Here is a 1864-nt window from a genome sequence, read left to right on the forward strand (position 1 = left end):
GAGGGCGCGGGCTCGGACACCTGGGCAATGCACGGCAAGAACCACATCGAACATTGTGCTCGATTCGTGTTTGACGCTTGTCATGAAGTTTGATTGCGCACGAGCCACCGGGCCGCATCCCTGCCGACCCACCTCGATGCGGGTTCCGGCGCGCGCGACAACTTCGTCGCCACCGCCAGCGCGGCCTTGTTGAGCTCAGGACTTCGTCTGCCGATGGCCTTCAAGGCCATGCTCACGGCTTTCTTCACCAGATGCCGGTCATCGTCCGCTTCGCGTTCGACCAGGGTCAATGCCCGAACAAATGGCTCGTTCGCCTTAGACTTGTCATGCAAGCTGAGAGCCCAGAGGAGCGCAAATCCCGCACGCTTGACGAACTCACTGTCGCTGGCGGCCCATTTCCAAATTTTTGCCCAAGCGTGCGGCGTGCGGTCGAACAGCTTGAAACAAACGGTGTCGCAGATTCCCCAATTGTCGAAGTCCTTGCACCAACGTTCCATCTGCGCAGATGTAACCAGCGCCGGGTCATCGATCATCGACGCCACCATTCGCGCTTCATAGCCACCGGTGTCCCACAGCGCCAGCGCCAAGCGGTGGTTTACACCGATTTCCTTGGCGATCGCCAGCATGTCGCGCATGGCCACACCGAGCGCGTTTTTCGTGTGGACGCCATAGCGCGTCGACATTTCGTCGCGTACGCCCTTACTGCTGACACGTTCGAGCGCCTTGAGCACTTCCTGGACATCGGCTGTTGTCGGTTTCATCCAGCCAACCCCTCAGTCGGCATGTCGCATTGAGCCAGTGTACAAGCGGGTAGGTGCGAGTTCAAGCTGCGTCTGCCGGCCAAAATGTGTGAATCGGACGGATCTCAATGGCCCAGCCGAATTGCTCACCGTCGCTCACCCGCGTGGTCGGGTGCATGGCTGCGACCCGAATGGCGTCCTCCATATCGCGCGCCTCAATGACGAACACGCCGCCAATTCGCGAACAGGCTTCGAGAACTCGGCCCTCAACAATCTCGACTTTACCACGCACCAGCTTCAGACGCCGGGTCTCCAAGTCAAGACCCGCGTCCATGACGACTTGACCGGTGTCATGGAGTTCCTCGATAAATGGTCGGCATTGACTCATAATCGCATCAATCTCGGCCTTCGGGCGGGCGTCCATACTCTTGGCGTCATAGTAGCCTAAGCACAGAAATTTCATGGCATTGCTCCTGCGGGTAAGTTCTTGAGCGGCCGGTTCAACTCCGTGCGCCAGTCTGCCGAATCGGGGGTCGATTGCGGCCCGACGGAATAGCGTTCCCAAAGGCACTCTGCCTTCTCGTGGCCGTTCGCCTTCAGCCACGCGTCGAACTCGCCCCAGGCCGATGGCAGGCCTTCGTAGGGACCGCTGTAAATTGTGCGTGCTACTTTTGTTGCTGGAAGTTCGTCGGGCTTCATGCGTTCAGCCGCTTTAACCGACTTCGAGACTTTCATGCCCAGTTCGATATCGAAGACGTCCGGGCTCATCGTCAGATGATGCGCGAACACCGCGCCGATCGGCTCCACGCCTTGTGCGGTGAGGGCCGACATCAACTCGCCGTGCGGAACAGTGAGTTGGATGACGGCCGCCGCTTGTGCCGTGGTCTGAATGATCTGTGGAGCGGCGAGCATCGTTGTTGCTCCATCGTGAGATGTGGATGTGAATCGGCGAATCAAACCATGGCCTCGAGCCGCGCGTAGCCCGCTTCCATTCCCTGCTCCATGCCGGTCGCGAGTATCGCGGCGCGCGCCGCCGCATCGGGGAATGTCATGCGCATGGTCATCAGCGTGCCGGCGCCGTCGGCTTCAAATCGCGTCTCGACCTGGTATTCCGGCGTCGGGTC

General features: G+C 59.9%; 3 protein-coding genes. All 3 read right to left on the minus strand.

Annotated elements, in window-relative coordinates; genetic code table 11:
- Positions 1–80: 80 nt before the first annotated feature.
- The gene (locus ABL922_RS14750) at positions 81–761 is read right to left on the minus strand and encodes a DNA alkylation repair protein (RefSeq protein ID WP_349024963.1); all 681 of its coding nucleotides are present in this window, start codon (positions 759–761) and stop codon (positions 81–83) included.
- Positions 762–822: 61 nt separating this feature from the next.
- Positions 823–1203, minus strand: a complete 381-nt coding sequence (locus ABL922_RS14755) for a YciI family protein (RefSeq protein WP_349024964.1) — start codon at positions 1201–1203, stop codon at positions 823–825.
- The gene (locus tag ABL922_RS14760) at positions 1200–1652 is read right to left on the minus strand and encodes a GyrI-like domain-containing protein (RefSeq protein WP_349024965.1); all 453 of its coding nucleotides are present in this window, start codon (positions 1650–1652) and stop codon (positions 1200–1202) included. Before ABL922_RS14760 ends, ABL922_RS14755 begins: the two co-directional genes overlap by 4 nt.
- Between the last annotated feature and the right edge of the window lie 212 nt (positions 1653–1864).

Origin of the sequence: Sphingorhabdus sp. (assembly GCF_040079335.1) — a bacterium.
Taxonomy (GTDB): domain Bacteria; phylum Pseudomonadota; class Alphaproteobacteria; order Sphingomonadales; family Sphingomonadaceae; genus Sphingorhabdus_B.

Bases quoted from the DNA above. Each gene is read 5' to 3' on its own strand.
- ABL922_RS14750 (WP_349024963.1), bottom strand. From the start codon at position 761: ATGAAACCGACAACAGCCGATGTCCAGGAAGTGCTCAAGGCGCTCGAA.
- ABL922_RS14755 (WP_349024964.1), bottom strand. From the start codon at position 1,203: ATGAAATTTCTGTGCTTAGGCTACTATGACGCCAAGAGTATGGACGCC.
- ABL922_RS14760 (WP_349024965.1), bottom strand. From the start codon at position 1,652: ATGCTCGCCGCTCCACAGATCATTCAGACCACGGCACAAGCGGCGGCC.